At 59.3% G+C, this 19,340-nt stretch carries 20 protein-coding genes; 15 read left to right on the top strand and 5 right to left on the bottom strand.

All coding sequences use genetic code 11. From position 1 onward, the window contains the following. Positions 1–8 precede the first annotated feature (8 nt). From AC1DHT_RS22705 to purT, 4 genes are all read left to right on the top strand, one after another. Complete coding sequence (locus AC1DHT_RS22705) at positions 9–533, top strand: gamma carbonic anhydrase family protein (protein WP_007936184.1); 525 nt, start codon at positions 9–11, stop codon at positions 531–533. Further along, positions 530–745 carry a DUF1289 domain-containing protein gene (locus tag AC1DHT_RS22700; protein WP_427545933.1) on the top strand — a complete coding sequence of 72 codons (216 nt, stop codon included), beginning with the start codon at positions 530–532 and terminating at the stop codon, positions 743–745. The genes AC1DHT_RS22705 and AC1DHT_RS22700 overlap by 4 nt, the downstream gene beginning before the upstream one ends. Before the next feature lie 206 nt (positions 746–951). Next, a complete protein-coding gene (locus tag AC1DHT_RS22695) occupies positions 952–1,419 on the top strand; it encodes a preQ0 transporter (protein ID WP_427545935.1) in 468 nt (155 codons plus the stop codon). A gap of 99 nt (positions 1,420–1,518) precedes the next feature. Further along, positions 1,519–2,700, top strand: coding sequence for a formate-dependent phosphoribosylglycinamide formyltransferase (gene purT / locus AC1DHT_RS22690; RefSeq protein ID WP_054593855.1), 1,182 nt, complete (start codon positions 1,519–1,521; stop codon positions 2,698–2,700). A 115-nt stretch (positions 2,701–2,815) separates the two neighbouring features. Here the strand turns inward: purT and AC1DHT_RS22685 are convergent, their stop codons facing one another. From AC1DHT_RS22685 to AC1DHT_RS22675, 3 genes are all read right to left on the bottom strand, one after another. Next, a complete protein-coding gene (locus AC1DHT_RS22685) occupies positions 2,816–4,132 on the bottom strand; it encodes an MFS transporter (RefSeq protein WP_427545937.1) in 1,317 nt (438 codons plus the stop codon). Positions 4,133–4,204: 72 nt separating this feature from the next. After that, positions 4,205–5,470: a transporter associated domain-containing protein gene (locus tag AC1DHT_RS22680; RefSeq protein ID WP_427545939.1), complete on the bottom strand. Its 1,266-nt coding sequence runs from the start codon at positions 5,468–5,470 to the stop codon at positions 4,205–4,207. Positions 5,471–5,482: 12 nt separating this feature from the next. Continuing rightward, positions 5,483–6,295 carry a cytochrome C assembly family protein gene (locus tag AC1DHT_RS22675; protein ID WP_216744780.1) on the bottom strand — a complete coding sequence of 271 codons (813 nt, stop codon included), beginning with the start codon at positions 6,293–6,295 and terminating at the stop codon, positions 5,483–5,485. A 208-nt stretch (positions 6,296–6,503) separates the two neighbouring features. Here AC1DHT_RS22675 and ffh point away from each other — a divergent pair, with 208 nt between their 5' ends. The 11 genes from ffh to AC1DHT_RS22620 all read left to right on the top strand — a co-directional run bounded on the left by ffh (position 6,504) and on the right by AC1DHT_RS22620 (position 16,979). Next, positions 6,504–7,880 carry a signal recognition particle protein gene (ffh, locus tag AC1DHT_RS22670; RefSeq protein WP_427545941.1) on the top strand — a complete coding sequence of 459 codons (1,377 nt, stop codon included), beginning with the start codon at positions 6,504–6,506 and terminating at the stop codon, positions 7,878–7,880. A 249-nt stretch (positions 7,881–8,129) separates the two neighbouring features. Next, positions 8,130–8,381 carry a 30S ribosomal protein S16 gene (rpsP, locus tag AC1DHT_RS22665; protein ID WP_003209587.1) on the top strand — a complete coding sequence of 84 codons (252 nt, stop codon included), beginning with the start codon at positions 8,130–8,132 and terminating at the stop codon, positions 8,379–8,381. Positions 8,382–8,386: 5 nt separating this feature from the next. After that, positions 8,387–8,926: a ribosome maturation factor RimM gene (rimM, locus tag AC1DHT_RS22660; protein WP_054593851.1), complete on the top strand. Its 540-nt coding sequence runs from the start codon at positions 8,387–8,389 to the stop codon at positions 8,924–8,926. A gap of 2 nt (positions 8,927–8,928) precedes the next feature. Continuing rightward, positions 8,929–9,681: a tRNA (guanosine(37)-N1)-methyltransferase TrmD gene (gene trmD / locus AC1DHT_RS22655; protein WP_019692017.1), complete on the top strand. Its 753-nt coding sequence runs from the start codon at positions 8,929–8,931 to the stop codon at positions 9,679–9,681. Between the two features lie 45 nt (positions 9,682–9,726). Beyond that, a complete protein-coding gene (rplS, locus tag AC1DHT_RS22650; protein WP_054593850.1) occupies positions 9,727–10,077 on the top strand; it encodes a 50S ribosomal protein L19 in 351 nt (116 codons plus the stop codon). A gap of 156 nt (positions 10,078–10,233) precedes the next feature. Then, positions 10,234–11,130 (top strand): site-specific tyrosine recombinase XerD, encoded by an 897-nt coding sequence (gene xerD / locus AC1DHT_RS22645; RefSeq protein ID WP_347927917.1) that lies wholly within the window; start codon positions 10,234–10,236, stop codon positions 11,128–11,130. A 264-nt stretch (positions 11,131–11,394) separates the two neighbouring features. Beyond that, positions 11,395–12,126 carry a DsbC family protein gene (locus tag AC1DHT_RS22640; RefSeq protein ID WP_427534697.1) on the top strand — a complete coding sequence of 244 codons (732 nt, stop codon included), beginning with the start codon at positions 11,395–11,397 and terminating at the stop codon, positions 12,124–12,126. A 136-nt stretch (positions 12,127–12,262) separates the two neighbouring features. Continuing rightward, a complete protein-coding gene (locus AC1DHT_RS22635) occupies positions 12,263–13,567 on the top strand; it encodes a homoserine dehydrogenase (protein ID WP_054593847.1) in 1,305 nt (434 codons plus the stop codon). A gap of 66 nt (positions 13,568–13,633) precedes the next feature. Then, complete coding sequence (gene thrC, locus AC1DHT_RS22630) at positions 13,634–15,043, top strand: threonine synthase (protein WP_216744776.1); 1,410 nt, start codon at positions 13,634–13,636, stop codon at positions 15,041–15,043. Between the two features lie 119 nt (positions 15,044–15,162). Next, positions 15,163–16,524, top strand: coding sequence for a transporter substrate-binding domain-containing protein (locus tag AC1DHT_RS22625; RefSeq protein ID WP_477761476.1), 1,362 nt, complete (start codon positions 15,163–15,165; stop codon positions 16,522–16,524). 167 nt (positions 16,525–16,691) lie between these two features. Next, complete coding sequence (locus tag AC1DHT_RS22620; protein WP_427536302.1) at positions 16,692–16,979, top strand: DUF3509 domain-containing protein; 288 nt, start codon at positions 16,692–16,694, stop codon at positions 16,977–16,979. A 167-nt stretch (positions 16,980–17,146) separates the two neighbouring features. On the opposite strand, the gene AC1DHT_RS22615 is transcribed toward AC1DHT_RS22620, so the two are convergent. Together AC1DHT_RS22615 and AC1DHT_RS22610 are read right to left on the bottom strand one after the other, a co-directional pair. Next, positions 17,147–18,100, bottom strand: a complete 954-nt coding sequence (locus AC1DHT_RS22615) for a TIGR02285 family protein (protein WP_427536300.1) — start codon at positions 18,098–18,100, stop codon at positions 17,147–17,149. Then, a complete protein-coding gene (locus AC1DHT_RS22610) occupies positions 18,054–19,253 on the bottom strand; it encodes a CaiB/BaiF CoA transferase family protein (protein ID WP_427536298.1) in 1,200 nt (399 codons plus the stop codon). Before AC1DHT_RS22610 ends, AC1DHT_RS22615 begins: the two co-directional genes overlap by 47 nt. Between the last annotated feature and the right edge of the window lie 87 nt (positions 19,254–19,340).

Below are 19,340 nucleotides of genomic sequence, written 5' to 3'. Positions count from 1 at the left end.
ACAATAAGATGAAATACCGCCTGGGCGACGCCCGCGTCGAAACCCACCCGCAGAGCTGGGTCGCACCTAATGCCGTGCTGGTGGGCAAGGTCAAGCTGGAAGAGGGCGCCAACGTCTGGTTCAACGCGGTGTTGCGCGGCGACAACGAGCTGATCCTGATCGGCAAGAACAGCAACGTGCAGGATGGCACGGTGATGCACACCGACATGGGCTACCCGCTGACTATCGGCACTGGTGTGACTATCGGCCACAACGCCATGTTGCACGGCTGCACGGTGGGCGATTACAGCCTGATCGGCATCAACGCGGTGATCCTCAACGGCGCGAAAATCGGCAAGAACTGCATCATTGGCGCCAACTCGCTGATCGGCGAAGGCAAGGAAATCCCTGACGGTTCGCTGGTCATGGGCTCGCCGGGCAAGGTAGTACGTGAACTGACCGAGCCGCAGAAGAAAATGCTCGAAGCCAGCGCCGCCCACTATGTGCATAACTCGCAGCGCTATGCCCGCGATCTGGTCGAGCAGGAACAATGAACGACAGCGAAAGACCCGTACGCTCACCGTGCGTGAACATTTGCGCACTGGATGAGGACGATATCTGCACCGGCTGCCAACGCACGGTGGAGGAGATCACCCGCTGGAGCCGCATGGACAACGACGAACGCCGCAAGGTGCTGGGGTTGTGTCATGAACGGGCCAAATCGAGTGGGTTGCTTTGGATGATTGGGGCAAAACCGGGCAATTGAGCTGTACTTTGAAAGTGCTGCGCACTTTATCGCGAGCAGGCTCGCTCCCACACTTGATCGATGTTGCCGCATTGTTGTGATCGACACTGAATTAATGTGGGAGCGAGCCTGCTCGCGAAGAGGCCATCACGGGCAATACCTCACTTGGCCCAACCCCATCCCCTAACGTACCCTGTGCACAAAATTGACAGGTATCTCCGCGCGCCATGTTCTTCCTGATCGCTTACATCAGCAGTGTCGTGCTGATCAACTACGCCTTTTCCACTGCCCCGCACCTGGACATCATCTGGTCGGCCTGGGGTGGCCTGGTATTTGTGCTGCGCGACATGGTGCAAACCCGTTTCGGTCACGGCGCGCTGGCAGCGATGCTGGCGGCGCTGGTTCTGTCCTACCTCACCTCCGATCCCTCCATCGCCCTGGCCAGCGCCATTGCCTTCGCCGTTTCGGAGTGCATTGACTGGCTGGTGTTCAGCATCACCAAGCGTCCGTTGCACGACCGTCTGTGGATAAGTTCGGCGCTGAGCATTCCGCTGGATACCTTCATTTTCTTCGGCATGATCGATGCCCTGACGCCGGGTGTGATCCTCACCGCCCTGGGCTCGAAATTCGCCGGTGTGACCATCGTCTGGCTGGCCATGGCCTGGCGTTTGCGCAAGAACGCGCTGGCAAGCTGAGCCAAACCCTCAGGTTCATGTAAAATGCCGCGCTTTCTCCCTAAGGGATGCGCGCCTGGCGCCGCATCCCTCGATGATCCGCTCCTTTGAGGACCTGAGATGACCCGTATCGGAACTCCATTGTCGCCAACTGCGACCCGCGTATTGATGTGTGGCTGTGGTGAGTTGGGCAAGGAAGTGGTGATCGAGCTGCAACGCCTGGGCGTTGAAGTGATTGCCGTGGATCGTTACGCCAACGCGCCGGCGATGCAGGTGGCGCATCGCAGCCACGTGATCAACATGCTCGACGGCGCGGCCTTGCGTGCCGTGATCGAAGCCGAGAAACCGCACTTCATCGTGCCGGAAATCGAAGCCATCGCCACCGCCACGCTGGTCGAGCTGGAAGCCGAAGGCTTCACCGTGATCCCGACCGCTCGCGCCGCGCAATTGACCATGAACCGTGAAGGCATCCGTCGTCTGGCCGCTGAAGAGCTGGACCTGCCGACCTCGCCGTACCACTTCGCCGATACCTTCGAAGATTACCGCAAGGCGGTCGACGACCTGGGCTTCCCATGCGTGGTCAAGCCGGTCATGAGTTCCTCGGGCAAAGGCCAGAGCCTGCTGCGCAGCGTCGATGACGTGCAGAAAGCCTGGGATTACGCGCAGGAAGGTGGTCGTGCCGGTAAAGGTCGGGTGATCATCGAAGGCTTCATCGACTTCGACTACGAAATCACCTTGCTCACCGTTCGCCACATCGGCGGCACCACATTCTGTGCACCGGTCGGCCATCGTCAGGAGAAGGGCGACTATCAGGAGTCCTGGCAGCCGCAAGCGATGAGCCCGATTGCGCTGGCGGAATCCGAGCGCGTGGCCAAAGCCGTGACCGAAGCCCTGGGTGGCCGTGGTCTGTTTGGTGTTGAGTTGTTCATCAAGGGAGATCAGGTGTGGTTCAGCGAAGTCTCGCCGCGCCCGCACGACACCGGTCTGGTGACCCTGATTTCTCAGGACCTGTCGCAGTTCGCCTTGCATGCACGGGCGATTCTCGGCCTGCCGATCCCGTTGATCCGTCAGTTCGGCCCGTCGGCGTCGGCAGTGATTCTGGTGGAAGGGCAGTCGACCCAGACCGCTTTCGCCAACCTGGGTGCCGCCCTGGCCGAGCCGGATACGGCACTGCGCCTGTTTGGCAAGCCGGAAGTCAACGGCCAGCGCCGGATGGGCGTTGCCCTGGCTCGTGACGAGTCGATCGAGGCCGCCCGGGCCAAAGCGACCCGCGCTTCCCAAGCTGTCGTTGTAGAGCTGTAAACCGAGGCGCGTCTATCGCGAGCAGGCTCGCTCCCACAGGATTTTCGGTTGGGCACAGATTGTGTGTAGACCCGAAATCTAATGTGGGAGCGAGCCTGCTCGCGATGCTCTTGCTTTAAGAGACCTGATTCAGGTCGTTATGCCGCGTCTCTTTCAGGCACAGCACCGCGATCAGGCTGATCACCGCTGCCACTGACACATACCCGCCAACCCAACTCAATCCACCCATCGCCACCAGCTTCTGCGCGAAGAACGGTGCCGCCGAAGCGCCAACAATGCCGCCCAGGTTGTAGGCCGCCGACGCGCCGGTATAACGCACGCGGGTGGGGAACAGCTCTGGCAGCAACGCGCCCATCGGGGCGAACGTCACGCCCATCAAGAACAGCTCGATGCACAGGAACAGTGCCACACCCCAGGTCGTACCGTGGGTCAGCAGCGGTTCCATGGTGAAGCCCGAGAGAATCGCCAGCACGCCACCGATGATCAGCACCGGTTTGCGCCCGAAACGGTCACTGGCCCACGCCGACAGCGGTGTGGCTGCGGCCATGAACAGCACGGCGAAGCACAGCAGGCCGAGGAAGGTTTCGCGGCTGTAACCCAGGGTCGAAACACCGTAACTCAGGGAAAACACCGTCGAGATGTAAAACAGCGCGTAGCAGACGACCATCGCCGCTGCACCCAACAGCATCGGTGCCCAGTATTGGCTGAACAGCTCGACCAGCGGGATCTTCACCCGTTCCTGACGTGCCATCGCGTTGGCGAAGACCGGCGTTTCATGCAGTTTCAGGCGCACATACAGGCCGACCATCACCAGCACGGCGCTGAGCAGGAACGGAATCCGCCAGCCCCAGGAGCGAAATTGCTCGTCGTTCAGGGTCATCGCCAGGGTCAGGAACAATCCGTTAGCCGCGAGAAAACCGATAGAAGGGCCGAGTTGCGGGAACATGCCGAACCAGGCGCGTTTGCCCTTTGGTGCGTTTTCGGTGGCGAGCAATGCTGCACCGCCCCATTCACCGCCCAGTCCAAGGCCCTGGCCGAAGCGCAACACACAAAGCAGGATCGGTGCCCAGGCGCCAATGCTCTCGTAACCCGGCAGCACGCCGATCAGCGTGGTGCAGACGCCCATCAGCAGCAAGGACGCGACCAGGGTGGATTTGCGCCCGATACGATCGCCAAAGTGGCCGAACAGCGCCGAGCCCAAGGGGCGGGCCAGGAACGCGATACCGAAGGTCAGGAAGGCCGAGAGCATCTGGGCGGTGCCGGAGGTCTGCGGAAAGAACACCGGGCCGATCACCAGCGCGGCGGCGGTGGCATAGACGTAGAAGTCGTAGAACTCGATGGCGGTGCCAATAAAACTGGCCGTTGCGACTCGCGTAGTGGAGTTCGTCGGTTGGGCAGGCACAGCGTCGCTGTAAGTGGTGCTGGTAGTCATGCGGTAATCCCTGACAGTCATGTGCTCCTGTGGAGCGAATTATTATGGTTGAAACACCCAGGGATGTGGGTTCTACAGCGGTTTTGCCATCGAGCGCAGGCTTGTGGCCTCGCCAGCGGCTACGTGCCAGATCAATACCCGGCTGACGCGGTTGTCTTCGGTTTCGAGGATTTCCAGGCGATAACGCCCGATTTTCAGGCACACCGCGCTGTCTGGAATGGTTTCCAGTGCCTCGGTGACCAGCCCGTTGAGGGTTTTCGGGCCGTCGCTCGGCAGGTGCCAGCCGAGGCTCTTGTTCAGTTCGCGAATCGAGGCTGCACCCTCGATCACCAACCGGCCGTCGGCCTGCGGGTGAATGTGCGGGTTGTCGAGGCTGTGCTGGCTTTCGAATTCGCCGACGATTTCTTCGAGAATGTCTTCCAGGGTGACGATGCCTTCTACTTCACCGTATTCGTCGACCACCATGCCCAGGCGGCGCTGCTGCTTGTGAAAATTCAGCAATTGCAGTTGCAGCGGGGTGCTTTCCGGGACGAAGTAAGGTTCGTGGCACGCCGCCAGCAAGGCGTCTTTGGTCAGACTGGCGTCGGGCAGCAAATGGCGGATCTGTCGGGTATTGAGTACCGCTTCGACCTGGTTGATATCGCTGTGAAACACCGGCAGGCGCGTGCGTTTGTTGGCGCGCAGCTGTTCGATGATTTCCTCGATCGAGTCGTCCAGATTGATCCCGTCGACTTCGCTGCGCGGCACCAGGATGTCGTTGACGGTGATGTTATCCAGCGCATGAATGCCCGACAGCGCGTGTGGTCGGCAGGTCGGGTGTTCGTGGTCGGTGTCGTTGTTCTGCAGGGCAGGTGGCTCGTCTTCGCTTTGCTGGACGACCTTGACCTTGCGTGCGAACGGCTTGAGCAGTAATTGGCTGATGCCGCCGAGCAGCCAGGCGGCCGGGTAAATTATTTTCAGCGGCACGCCGAGCAGGGTGTTGCCCAGCGCCAGAATGGCGTCCGGATAACGGCTGGCGAGGGTGCGTGGCAGGTATTCGGCAAATACCAGTAGCGCAGCAGTGGCACTCAGGCAGGCGAGCCATGGACCTTTTTCAGCCCAGCCGAAAATCGCCAGCAGCGTGCTGATGACCACCACCAGTGCGCGGCACAGGGTATTGCAGAGGATCAGGCTGTTGAGCGGGAAGTTGAGTTTTGCCACCGGCTTGTCGCCGGAGCGCGAGGCGGTCCGCTGGGTCAATAGATGCTGCTGTGCGGCTTCGATGGCGGTGAACAGCCCTGACCATAAGATCAGCAGGGCCAGCACGGCGAGCAGCGGCCCTATGGGCAGGTTATCCATAGCGAATACCCGTCAGATGTGCAGGATGAATTCGCGGACCAGCTTGCTGCCAAAATAGGCCAGCATCAGCAGGCAGAAACCGGCGAGGGTCCAGCGAATGGCCTTGTGGCCGCGCCAGCCAAGACGATTGCGGCCCCACAGCAACACACTGAACACGATCCAGGCCAGGCATGCCAGCAGGGTTTTGTGCACCAGATGCTGGGCGAACAGGTTTTCGACGAACAGCCAGCCGGAGATCAGCGACAGCGACAACAGGGTCCAGCCGGCCCAGAGAAAACCGAACAGCAGGCTTTCCATGGTTTGCAGTGGTGGAAAATTCTTGATCAGGCCGGACGGGTGCTTGTGCTTGAGCTGGTGGTCCTGGACCAACAGCAGCAAAGCCTGGAACACCGCGATGGTGAACATGCCATAGGCGAGGATCGACAGCAGGATATGCGCAAGAATCCCAGGTTCTTCGTCGATCACCTGCACGGTGCCCGAGGGTGCGAACTGCGCCAGCAGCACCGTGGTCATCCCCAGCGGGAACAGCAACACCAGCAGGTTTTCGACCGGGATCCGTGAGCAGGCCAGCAGCGTCAGCGCGATGACGGCTGCGGCGATCAGGCTGGCGGCACTGAAAAAGTCCAGGCCCAGGCCAGTCGGCGTCATCAGGTGGGTGAGGAGGCTCGCGCTGTGGGCCAGCACGGCAAGGATGCCGAGCGAGACCAGCAGGCGTTTGTTCGCCTTGGCGCCTTGGGCCAGACGAGTGCCTTGATAGAGAGTCGCAGCGGCGTACAAGCAAGCGGCGGCGAGGGTGCTGAGCAAACTGGGTGACAAAGGGAGCATAAATCCTGTTAGGCAAGCCCGAAAGAGGCTGAGTTTGGCATACAACCGACATGACACGAAAGACCACTCAACCAGACGGCGGGTGTGCGCCAGACGCAGTCTTCGCTATAATCCGCGACCTGCCCACGCCGCAGGCTCGCCGAGCACATGTTTTTCACGGTCTGGGCCGCCATTACCTCGGTCTCCATAGGGCCTGAAAGGATCGCGCATGTTTGAAAACTTAACCGACCGTCTCTCGCAGACGCTGCGCCATGTCACTGGCAAGGCCAAGCTGACCGAGGACAATATCAAAGACACCCTGCGCGAAGTGCGCATGGCGTTGCTCGAAGCCGACGTCGCCTTGCCGGTGGTCAAAGACTTCGTCAACTCGGTGAAGGAGCGTGCTGTCGGCACCGAGGTGTCGCGCAGCCTGACGCCGGGCCAGGCCTTCGTGAAGATTGTCCAGGCCGAACTCGAAAGCCTGATGGGCGCAGCCAACGAAGACTTGAACCTGAGCGCCGTGCCGCCTGCCGTCATTTTGATGGCTGGTTTGCAAGGTGCCGGTAAAACCACCACCGCTGGCAAGCTGGCGCGCTTCCTCAAAGAGCGCAAGAAGAAGTCGGTCATGGTGGTGTCGGCGGACGTTTACCGCCCGGCCGCGATCAAGCAGCTGGAAACCCTGGCCAACGACATCGGTGTGACGTTCTTCCCGTCCGACCTGAGCCAGAAGCCGGTCGACATCGCCGAAGCGGCCATTAAAGAAGCGAGACTGAAATTCATCGACGTGGTCATCGTCGATACTGCCGGTCGCCTGCACATCGACGAAGAGATGATGGGCGAGATCAAGGCCCTGCACGCCGCGATCAAACCGGTCGAAACGCTGTTCGTGGTCGACGCCATGACCGGCCAGGACGCCGCCATCACGGCCAAGGCCTTTGGCGACGCGCTGCCGCTGACCGGTGTGATCCTGACCAAGGTTGACGGTGACGCCCGTGGCGGTGCCGCGCTGTCGGTACGTGCGATCACTGGCAAGCCGATCAAGTTCATCGGTATGGGCGAGAAGACCGAAGCCCTCGAACCGTTCCACCCGGAGCGGATCGCTTCGCGCATCCTCGGCATGGGCGACGTACTCAGCCTGATCGAGCAGGCCGAACAGACCCTCGACAAGGAAAAGGCCGACAAGCTGGCCAAGAAGCTGAAAAAGGGCAAAGGCTTCGACCTCGAAGACTTCCGCGATCAGCTGCAACAGATGAAGAACATGGGCGGCCTCGGCGGGCTCATGGACAAACTGCCGAACATCGGCGGGGTCAATCTGGCGCAAATGGGCAATGCCCAGGGTGCGGCAGAGAAGCAATTCAAGCAGATGGAAGCCATCATCAACTCCATGACCCCGGCCGAGCGCCGCGACCCTGAGCTGATCAGCGGTTCGCGCAAGCGTCGGATCGCCATGGGTTCCGGCACCCAGGTGCAGGACATCGGGCGCTTGATCAAGCAGCACAAGCAGATGCAGAAGATGATGAAGAAGTTCTCCGCCAAAGGCGGAATGGCCAAAATGATGCGCGGCATGGGCGGTATGTTGCCCGGCGGCGGCATGCCCAAGATGTAAAAAATTCGCGTCGGCATTCATGTCGGCGCGGCCCCACACGGACGTGGGACCCACAGCAAGCCCGCATTGGCGGGAGCTGACTCGCCGTTGTTCGCAACGGCTCTATAGCAAATCTGGATGGCACACTGACAGGTGCCGGAAAAAGACATTTGCAAAAGTCCGGATATTCCTTAGAATATGCGGCCTTTCGGGCACCTATGCCCGCTGTGCATTTAGATTTGCAGCACCGACTACAGGAACTATGTTCACATGCTAACAATCCGTCTTGCCCTTGGCGGCTCCAAAAAGCGCCCGTTCTACCACTTGACCGTGACCGACAGCCGCAACCCACGCGACGGTTCGCACAAAGAACAAGTTGGTTTCTTCAACCCGATCGCTCGTGGTCAAGAAGTCCGCCTGTCCGTGAACCAAGAGCGCGTAGCCTACTGGCTGAGCGTTGGTGCACAACCTTCTGAGCGCGTTGCTCAGTTGCTGAAGGACGCTTCTAAGGCTGCGGCCTGAGCGATATGAACGCGACGCCAGCAATCGCTGATGATTTGATCGTTATCGGCAAGATTTATTCTATTCATGGCGTTCGCGGCGAAGTGAAGGTCTTTTCCTTTACTGATCCGATTGGAAACCTGTTGGACTACAAAACCTGGACGCTCAAGCGCGAAGGCGATGTACGGCAGGTAGAGCTGGTCAGCGGCCGCGTACAAGGCGGCAAGTTTCTGGTCACAAAGCTCAAAGGTCTCGATGACCGCGAAGAAGCTCGTCTTCTGGCCGGTTTTGAAATCTGCGTGCCGCGTAACCTGTTTCCTGATCTGACCGACGGCGAGTACTACTGGTACCAGCTGGAAGGTCTGAAGGTCATCGACCACCTCGGGCAATTGCTCGGGAAGATCGATCACCTGCTGGAGACTGGCTCGAACGATGTCATGGTGGTCAAGCCTTGCGCTGGCAGCCTGGATGATCGCGAACGCCTGTTGCCCTATACGGAGCAATGCGTGTTGGCCGTCGACCTCGCAGCGGGCGAGATGAAGGTGGATTGGGACGCGGACTTCTAAGCGTGGCTAACTTGCGCGTCGAAGTGATCAGTTTGTTTCCCGAGATGTTTTCCGCCATCAGCGACTACGGCATCACCAGTCGTGCGGTGAAACAGGGGCTCTTGCAGCTGACCTGTTGGAATCCGCGAGACTACACAACGGATCGACATCACACTGTGGACGATCGCCCATTTGGCGGTGGTCCGGGCATGGTGATGAAGATCAAGCCCCTGGAAGATGCTCTGGTTCAGGCCAAGGCAGCAGCCGGGGAGGCGGCGAAGGTGATTTACCTGTCGCCCCAAGGCCGTCAACTGACTCAGTCGGCGGTACGCGAGTTGGCGAATGAGGAAGCATTAATCCTGATTGCCGGCCGCTATGAAGGCATTGACGAGCGTTTTATTGACGCTCATGTCGATGAAGAGTGGTCGATTGGCGACTATGTACTGTCTGGCGGCGAGCTGCCGGCGATGGTCCTGATCGATGCGGTTACACGACTGCTGCCTGGAGCTTTAGGGCATGCGGACTCCGCCGAGGAAGATTCCTTTACGGATGGTCTGCTGGATTGCCCGCACTACACCCGACCTGAGGTGTATGCGGATCAGCGTGTTCCCGACGTGTTGCTGAGTGGCAATCACGCGCATATCCGGCGTTGGCGTTTACAGCAGTCCCTTGGTAGGACCTTTGAACGACGCGCCGATCTTCTGGAAAGCCGCTCGCTTTCTGGAGAAGAGAAGAAGCTGCTCGAGGAATACATCCGCGAGCGGGACGATAGTTAACAACGTATCGATGGTAGATCCGACGATTTACCTTAGGAGCACAGCATGACTAACAAAATCATCCTTGCACTCGAAGCAGAGCAGATGACCAAAGAGATCCCTACCTTTGCCCCGGGCGACACCATTGTCGTTCAGGTGAAAGTGAAGGAAGGCGACCGTTCGCGTCTGCAAGCGTTCGAAGGCGTAGTAATCGCCAAGCGTAACCGTGGTGTGAACAGTGCTTTCACTGTTCGTAAAATCTCCAACGGTGTTGGCGTAGAGCGTACTTTCCAGACCTACAGCCCGCAAATCGACAGCATGGCTGTCAAGCGTCGCGGTGACGTACGTAAAGCCAAGCTGTACTACCTGCGCGATCTGTCGGGTAAAGCAGCCCGCATCAAGGAAAAACTGGTTTAAGTCCAGCTTCCGATGCAGAAAAAAGCAGCCTACGGGCTGCTTTTTTGTTGCCCGTCATTTATTCCTCTCCCTGAAAGTGCAATGGTTTCGCGAGCGGCCATGCTATGAAAGACTGTTCGCCACCTTCCCGTTGTTGCCTGTCTTGCTTGAGCCTTTATGCCTGCCATCGACCATCCATTGATAGACCAGTTTCTCGACGCCCTGTGGTTGGAGAAAGGCTTGTCCGATAACACCCGTGACGCTTATCGCAGCGACCTGGCCCTGTTCAACGGCTGGTTGCAGGAGAAGGGCCTGGAACTGCTCAACGCCGGGCGCGAGCTGATCCTCGATCACCTGGCCTGGCGCCTCGAACAAAACTACAAGCCCCGGTCTACTGCCCGGTTTCTTTCAGGTGTGCGTGGGTTCTATCGCTATTTGCTGCGTGAAAAGCTGATCGCCGTCGACCCCACACTGCGTGTCGATATGCCGCAACTTGGCCGGCCATTGCCCAAGTCGTTGTCGGAAGCGGACGTGGAAGCCTTGCTCGCCGCACCAGACCTGAGCGAAGCAATCGGCCAGCGTGATCGCGCCATGCTGGAGGTGCTATATGCCTGCGGCCTGCGGGTCACCGAGCTGATCAGCCTGACGCTCGAGCAGATCAATCTGCGCCAGGGCGTGCTGCGGGTCATGGGCAAGGGCAGCAAGGAACGACTGGTGCCGATGGGGGAGGAGGCGATTGTCTGGGTCGAGCGCTACCTGCGTGACGGGCGTAGCGAATTGCTGGGGGGGCGGCCCAGCGATGTGCTGTTTCCGAGTCTGCGTGGCGAGCAGATGACCCGCCAGACCTTCTGGCATCGCATCAAACACCAGGCCAAAGTCGCCGGGATCGGCAAGTCCCTGTCGCCGCACACCTTGCGCCACGCCTTCGCCACACATCTGCTCAACCACGGCGCCGATTTGCGGGTGGTGCAGATGTTGCTCGGCCATAGCGATCTCTCGACCACCCAGATCTACACCCACGTTGCGCGTGCCCGTTTGCAAGACCTGCACGCCAAACACCACCCACGCGGTTGAGCATATCTCTGTAGCAGACGCCGCGGTGTTTCAGTCACACCCCGGATACAGAATTGACGACTGCTGCGCAGCCGAACGCAGGCTGCGCCAGCTGCTACAAGAGCGGTTCTGCACTGATTGGCAAATGTGTGACTTGTGTCAGGCGCATTCGGCCACGCGGGCCTTATGTGGTAGGCTTTGCTGGTTTGCACGATGGGCGGTTATGACCCAGTGTTTCAGTACCGGCGTTCTAGTCGACCCATTTGCCCGCCTTCAGGAGTCCCCATGCGTCTGACCCAGATTTTCGCCGCCGCAGCCATTGCGTTGGTCAGCACCTTTGCCATCGCCGATGATGCGGCTGATAAAGCCATCCGTAAAAGCCTGGAAACCCTCCAGCTCGACACCCCGATCGAGTCCATCAGTGCCAGCCCGTTGGCCGGTCTCTACGAAGTCAAGCTCAAGGGCAGCCGCGTGCTGTACGCGAGCGCCGACGGCCAGTACATCGTTCAGGGCTATGTGTTCCAGCTCAAGGACGGCAAACCGGTCAACCTCACCGAAAAGGCCGAGCGTCTGGGTATCTCCAAGCTGATCAACGGTATTCCGGTTGCTGAAACCGTGGTTTACCCGGCGATTGGCGAAACCAAGACCCACATCACCGTATTCACCGACACCACCTGCCCGTACTGCCACAAATTGCACGCCGAAGTGCCTGCATTGAACAAAATGGGCATCGAAGTGCGCTATGTTGCTTTCCCGCGCCAGGGCCTCGGCTCGCCGGGTGATGAGCAACTGCAAGCGGTCTGGTGCTCGGCTGACAAAAAAGCGGCGATGGACAACATGGTCAATGGCAAGGAAATCAAGGCTGCCAAGTGCGCCAACCCGGTTTCCAAACAGTTCGCCCTGGGCCAGTCGATTGGCGTGAACGGTACACCGGCCATCGTTTTGGCCGATGGCCATGTGATTCCGGGCTACCAGCCAGCACCACAAGTCGCCAAACTGGCACTGGATGCGAAATAATCCTGCGTCGTCACGGTAAGCCTTTGACGATCATGGAGCGGCGACAGCAGTCGGCGTTCCATTAATAGAGAGCCGCACGCTGTGCGGCTGTTTTCCACGGCCGGCCTTGAGTCGGCCGTTTTATGGGGAGTTCACAGTGAAACCGGTCAAAGTAGGCATCTGTGGGTTAGGGACCGTCGGTGGCGGTACCTTCAACGTACTTCAGCGCAACGCCGAGGAAATTGCTCGTCGTGCCGGGCGTGGAATCGAAGTGGCACAAATTGCCATGCGCACGCCAAAGCCTCAGTTCCAGACGACCGGTATTGCGATTACCAACGATGTCTTCGAAGTGGCCACGAACCCTGAGATCGACATCGTTATAGAGCTGATGGGCGGCTACACCGTTGCCCGCGAGCTGGTACTCAAAGCCATCGAGAATGGCAAGCATGTGGTCACCGCGAACAAGGCACTGATTGCCGTTCACGGTAATGAAATTTTCGCCAAGGCCCGCGAGAAAGGCGTGATCGTCGCGTTCGAAGCCGCGGTAGCCGGTGGCATTCCGGTGATCAAGGCGATCCGCGAAGGCCTGTCGGCCAACCGCATCAACTGGGTCGCCGGGATCATCAACGGCACCGGCAACTTCATCCTCACCGAAATGCGTGAGAAAGGCCGGACCTTCGAAGACGTACTCGCCGAGGCGCAAGCCCTGGGTTACGCCGAAGCCGATCCGACGTTCGACGTCGAAGGCATCGATGCGGCGCACAAGCTGACGATCCTGGCGTCCATCGCGTTCGGCATCCCGCTGCAATTCGACAAGGCCTACACCGAAGGCATCACCAAGCTGACCACCGCTGACGTGAATTACGCCGAAGCGCTGGGCTATCGCATCAAGCACCTGGGCGTGGCGCGTAGCACCGCTGCCGGCATCGAACTGCGTGTGCACCCGACGCTGATCCCGGCCGATCGCCTGATCGCCAACGTCAACGGCGTGATGAACGCGGTGATGGTCAACGGCGACGCTGCCGGTTCGACCCTGTTCTACGGGGCGGGCGCCGGTATGGAGCCGACCGCTTCGTCGGTCATCGCCGACCTGGTGGATGTGGTTCGCGCCATGACCAGCGACCCGGAAAACCGCGTACCGCATCTGGCTTTCCAGCCGGATTCGCTGTCGGCCCACCCGATCCTGCCGATCGAAGCCTGCGAAAGCGCCTACTACCTGCGCATCCAGGCCAAGGATCATCCGGGCGTGCTGGCTCAGGTTGCGAGCATTCTGTCGCAGCGTGGTATCAACATCGAATCGATCATGCAAAAGGAAGTCGAAGAACACGACGGCCTGGTGCCAATGATCCTGCTGACCCACCGTGTGCAGGAACAGCGCATGAACGATGCGATCGCCGCCCTCGAGGCCCTGGCGGACGTGGTCGGTCCGGTGGTGCGGATCCGCGTCGAGCACCTGAACTAAGTCGTTATTGTTCACCGGGCTCGTGCGCGAGCCCGGGTTTGCGAACTCTGAATTGTGGAGCCAGTCATGCGTTATATCAGTACCCGCGGCCAGGCACCGGCCCTGAATTTCGAAGACGTGCTGCTGGCCGGTCTGGCCAGTGACGGCGGCCTGTACGTGCCGGAAAACCTGCCACGTTTCACCCAGGAAGAAATCGCTTCCTGGGCCGGCCTGCCATATCACGAGCTGGCTTTCCGGGTGATGCGCCCGTTTGTCACCGGCAGTATCCCGGATGCCGACTTCAAGAAAATCCTCGAAGAAACGTACGGCGTGTTCTCTCACAGCGCCGTGGCACCGTTGCGTCAGCTGAACAGCAACGAATGGGTGCTGGAGCTGTTTCACGGCCCGACCCTGGCGTTCAAGGACTTCGCCCTGCAATTGCTCGGTCGTCTGCTCGACTACGTGCTGGAAAAGCGCGGTGAGCGCGTGGTCATCGTTGGCGCCACTTCGGGCGATACCGGTTCGGCCGCCATCGAAGGCTGCAAGCACTGCGAAAACGTCGACATCTTCATCCTGCACCCGCACAACCGCGTGTCCGAAGTGCAGCGTCGACAGATGACCACCATCTTCGGCGAGAACATCCACAACATCGCCATCGAAGGCAACTTCGATGACTGCCAGGAAATGGTCAAGGCGAGCTTCGCCGACCAGAGCTTCCTCAAAGGCACGCGTCTGGTGGCGGTGAACTCGATCAACTGGGCGCGGATCATGGCCCAGATCGTCTACTACTTCCACGCAGCCCTGCAGTTGGGCGGCCCGGCGCGCTCGGTGTCGTTCTCGGTGCCAACCGGTAACTTCGGTGACATCTTTGCGGGCTACCTGGCTCGTAACATGGGTTTGCCGATCAACCAGTTGATCGTCGCCACCAACCGCAACGACATCCTGCACCGCTTCATGAGCGGCAATCAGTACGTCAAGGAAACCCTGCACGCGACGCTGTCGCCATCGATGGACATCATGGTCTCGTCGAACTTCGAGCGCTTGCTGTTCGACCTGCACGGTCGCAACGGCGCCGCGATTGCCGGCCTGATGGACACCTTCAAGCAAGGTGGCGGTTTCAGCGTCGAGCAAGAGCGCTGGACCGAAGCGCGCAAACTGTTCGACTCGCTGGCCGTGGATGATGCGCAAACCTGCGAGACCATCGCTGAAGTCTTTGCACAAACCGGTGAGCTGCTCGATCCGCATACCGCCATCGGCGTCAAGGCTGCGCGTGAATGCCGTCGTAGCCTGGATATTCCGATGGTGATTCTGGGAACGGCCCATCCGGTCAAATTCCCTGAAGCCGTCGAAAAAGCCGGCGTAGGAAAAGCGCTTGAACTGCCTGCCCATCTTTCTGATTTGTTTGAGCGAGATGAGCGCTGCACAGTTTTGCCAAATGACCTGAAAGCCGTGCAGGCCTTTGTCAGTCAGCATGGCAACCGCGGCAAGCCACTCTGACAGGATTTACCTGTCACATTTTGAAGCCCGTCTCCTGACGGGCTTTCTCATTTCTGCATGGCACACTTGTCGTCGTTTCGCCCCTCAAGGATGGGTGAGTGGACGTGAAGGAAGTGGGCATGTGGTTTTTTAGTGGATTAAAACCGGCCTTGTGCTGGATATTTTTATTGAGTGCCATGGGGCCTGGGCATTGTGCATTGGCGGCTCAACTCGGCGCTTTGGACGTAAGGTCTGCCGACAGTCATGACCGTCTCAAGCTTGAGGCTCACGAGCTCAAATGGATTGCCGAGCACCGGCGAGTGATCGTCGCGTCGGTGCAGTTCCCGTTGTACTTGTTCAAGGATGAGCACGGTCAATGGAGCGGTCTGAACAACGACATTCTTCAGCGTCTTTCGCGGATGACCGGGCTGGAGTTTGTTCATGAAGAGTCATTCTCGACCGAACACCTGCTCGGACTGCTGGAAAGTGGCAGGGCAGACATGAACACGACACTGGCGGTGAACGATGAACGCAAAGGCTTTCTGGATTTCAGTCATGCCTTTGGCGGGGCTGGCTGGGTGTTCGTCGGGCGGGCCGGAGCTGCTTCGGTCGATTCGCTGGAGGATCTTTCAGGCAAGGTTCTGGCGCTGCCGGCCAGGCATGCGCTGGAGGCCGGTATCCGCCGTGACTACCCGCAGATCGAGCYGCGCTCGGTCAAAACCTACGCAGAGGCACGCGCCCTGGTCGAAAGCGGCGAAGCCGACGTCACCATTGAAAATGAAACGGGCGCCCACCTGTACCCTGCAGGCCGGCTGGCGATCGGCCCAAGTATCGAAGGTATGTGGGAGGCCGACCATCTTGCACTGCGCAAAGGGCAGCCACAGCTGTTGAGCATTCTCAACAAGGCGCTCGAGGCTTTTCCTCCGGCCGAGTTGCGGGCGATCCGTTCGAAGTGGCTCAGCGGCGTGGTGCCCGGTCAGCCACCCTCGCTGTGGCAGAGGTTCTACCAGTGGGGGTGCTGGGGAGTATTTTTCGCGAGTCTGTTCGGGCTGATTTCACTGCTGTGGAACCAGCGGCTGAGCATGCAGATCAAGCAGCGACTGAAAGCCGAACAAGGGCTTGGTGACCAATTGGCGTTCCAGCATGCCTTGATGGATGCCATGCCTGATCCGGTGTTTGTACGGGATCTGGAGGGGCGGTTGATCATGTGCAACAAGAGCTATGAAGAACACTTGTCGACCCGCTTCGACCAGATGCAGGGAAAACGCCTGACAGAGGTCGACGTTTTGCCTGCTTCGACGGCCGAGCTTCTGCACGCGGAAATCATGGATCAACTCGGCAGTCGGAAAACCCGATTTACCGAGCGCCAACTGACGTTCAAAAGTGGTGTGAGGGATGTTTATCAGTGGACGGTGCCGTTTTATAGCGCCGAGGGTTTGCTGCGAGGTGTCGTGGGCGGCTGGGCCGATAGCCATGGCCGGCGGCGTTATGAGCCTGATTGACGCGGTTGAAACCCACTGTTTTTTTCTTGTCATCTTTCCCATGCATGCTCTGAAGACTCAGGGTAAAGCGACATACCGTCAGTCGAGTTCAGAACTTTCTTCTCGGGCCAGTGGTAATTTATCACGCCCTTGGCACTTTGTTTTCGGACTATTGAATGGTGATCGAGATGGAAAGTATCAGCCTATTGCTGGGTGAGGCATTGAGCCCGTATCAGGTAACACTGACCCCGTCAGGTGCCCATGGCGAATGCCTGGTGACATTGAAGAGTACCGCTGGCGCTATCGTGGTCGAGCGTGAGTTCAATCAGGCGCAGTTCACGGACAAACGGCTGCTGACAGACGTTGTCGACGGTTTGCACCGCGACTTGCTGATCGCCGAGGGACGGCTTGAGCCCAGCGTGATTGCGGCTCTGCGCAATGTTGCGCAAGACAAACGTCTGGCTGGCAGAAGCTGATTTGTTTTTTGCGGGAACCTTCGCGCAATCAGGTTAGTCAGACCCTGTATCAACAAGAGCAGGCATTGTGCTCCGGTGTTTGTCGCTTGTTGTACGGGTCCTTGTAGGCCACGTTTAACCCCGAGTCGTTTCCCCACTTCTCGGGGTTTCTTTTGCCTGGCGTTTGGTCAGCGTGTCTCATTCTGGAAAAACCTCTTGGCATCTTCCAGGTACTCGCTGCGCATTTTCGGGTCGAGCCATTGGGCATAAAACTCGACCAGCCTGGTCTGCCCCGAGCCGCGCAATATTTTGTTGATGTGAGCGATGGCCTGGCGGCCCTGCTCGGTATCCGAGCACGCAATATGAGTCGACTGGTACTTGTCCGTGCCGCGAATCGGGAAAAACTCCAGCTCATCGGGCGAGATGCCTTGCTGTTGCGCCTGATAACGAATTTCCGACCAGTACCCCAGCAGGGCGGTCAAACGACCCAGGCGCTGCATTTGCAGCAGACTGCCAAGGGCATCGTTACCGTAATGGGCTGCCAGACTGTTGCTCGGTGCCTGTTGCAGCAGGCGGTCAACGACCTGGCCGTAACTGCGTTCGGCGACCACTCCCAGTTTCTTGTCCTGATGAGCCAGCAAGCGCTCCAGATCGACGCTGTTACCGGTGATGAAGGGTGCAAGTGCTTTGCGGTCAGCATGGCGTATCACAATGCCGTTGCCAGGGACTCGATAAGCCTCGATGGAGTAGACGATCCGTTTTGCCCGTTCCGCGCTCCACAGCAGCGAAGGGTCGCAGGTGAAGCTGGGTTCCAGGAGCATTTGCATGCCGCGTGCGCGGTTGACCTGAAATGTCGTGTGTTGGTACTCGGGCATGCTGGCGATCAATAGCGGTAAATACCGGTCGATCACGCCCTGGTTTTTTTGCGGCCCGTCGACAATCGTCAGCGGCGGTAGATCGCGCAGCAACCAGATCAACGTGTCCTTGGCTTGAGCGGCCGAGGGGATTGCCAGCAGGCATGAAAGCGTTGTGCCGAAACCCAGCACACGAAGGTAGTGCGCCGCGCCTCTGCGAATGGCTGACAACCCTTGCAGTTTAGATAGCCCCATCTGCACGCAGTTGCGCGATCTGTTCCACGTCATAGCCAAGCTCGCTCAACACCTGCACGTTATGTTCACCCAGTTCCGCTCCAACCCATTCGCAAGCGCCCGGTGTTTCCGAGAGTTTCGGCACGATGCCCGGCATCTTGAAGTCTTTTCCATCGGGCAGCTTGGCTTGCAGGAACATTTCCCGCGCAAGAAATTGCGGATCGCTGAACATGTCTTCGGCGCTGAAGATCCGGCTGGCTGGCACTTCGGCCTGGTTCAACTGATCGATCACCGCATCCAGCGGCAACGAACTGACCCAGCGATCAATGACCCCATACAGCTCATCGCGACGGCTATCGCGGCCGTCGTTGCTGGCAAGCGCTGGATCGTTGGCCAGGTCGTCGCGGCCAATGGTCTGCATGAAGCGCTTGAAGATCGCATCGCCATTGGCACCGATCTGCACGTGCTTGCCGTCGGCGCTGGTGTGGATGGAGGAGGGCGTGATGCCGGGCATGATGTTGCCGGTGCGCTCGCGGATAAACCCGAACACATCGAATTCCGGGACCATGCTCTCCATCATGGCGAAGATCGCTTCGTACAAGGCCACGTCCACCACTTGCCCCTGACCACCGTTGACCTCGCGGTGACGCAAGGCCATCAGCGCGCCGATCACGCCCCAGAGCGCGGCAATCGAGTCACCGATGGAAATTCCGGTGCGCACCGGCGGTCGATCCTCGAAGCCGGTGATGTAACGCAAACCACCCATGGACTCGCCTACCGCGCCGAAGCCCGGTTGATCCTTCATCGGCCCGGTTTGGCCAAAGCCGGACAGACGGACCATCACCAGTTTCGGGTTCAGCGCATGCAGCACTTCCCAGCCCAGGCCGAGTTTTTCCAGCACGCCGGGGCGGAAGTTTTCGATCAGGATGTCGGCTTCGCCGAGCAATTGCTTGAGGATTGCCAGGCCGTCGGGGTGCTTGAGGTTCAGCGTCAGGGACTTCTTGTTGCGCGCCTGGACGAACCACCACAGCGAAGTGCCCTCGTAGAGTTTGCGCCACTTGCGCAACGGATCACCGCCGTCCGGAGATTCGATCTTGATCACTTCGGCGCCGAACTCGGCACAAATACGCGAGGCGAAAGGCCCGGCGATCAAAGTACCAAGTTCGATGATTTTCAGGCCGGCAAGGGGTTTGGCAGTGAGCGGCATGGGTAATCCTGTAGGACAAAGACTGAATCAATACAGCGTTTTAGCATAGCCCGAGCCGCATCGCCCACGCTTGATGGCGGTCATGAT

Source organism: Pseudomonas sp. 05N432 (assembly GCF_056396945.1).
This window is presented reverse-complemented; position numbering and strand designations above follow the sequence as displayed.